The organism is Frankia tisae, from assembly GCF_025403405.1.
Taxonomy (GTDB): Bacteria; Actinomycetota; Actinomycetes; order Frankiales; family Frankiaceae; genus Frankia; species Frankia tisai.
In genome coordinates, this window is sequence record NZ_JANEZT010000867.1 from 1 (window position 1) to 387 (window position 387).

At 72.4% G+C, this 387-nt stretch carries 1 protein-coding gene; it reads left to right on the top strand.

Annotated elements, in window-relative coordinates; all coding sequences use genetic code 11:
• A partial coding sequence (locus NBZ85_RS32050) for a DUF5691 domain-containing protein (protein ID WP_498041297.1) occupies positions 1–387 on the top strand: 387 nt, incomplete at both ends.

The window sequence follows — 387 nt, forward strand, 5'->3', positions numbered from 1 at the left end:
CACGCACACGCTGCGCGCGCTGAGGCTCGACTCCTACCACCCGGAGGGGTCAGCCACTCGGGACCGGGACGGGCGGTGGCGGGATACGCCGGTCGAGCGGATCACGATGCTGTTGACCGCGGTGCCCGGCCCGTGGTCCGAGCCGTTCTCCCGGGCGGTGTGGACCGCGCTCACCGCCCTGTCCGCCAGGGGCTACTCCGACGACTACCTCCTGCGTGAGCTCATCGGGCCCATGGCCTGGGCGCTGCATCCCGACACCGATCTCGGCGATCCCGACCCGGATCGGCCGAGGTACCTGGATCTCGACGGACGCACCCGGCTGAGCACGATCCTCGGCGCCCGACGGCGGTTGCGCGCCGCTCTGACCAACCCACCCCCCACCGACAC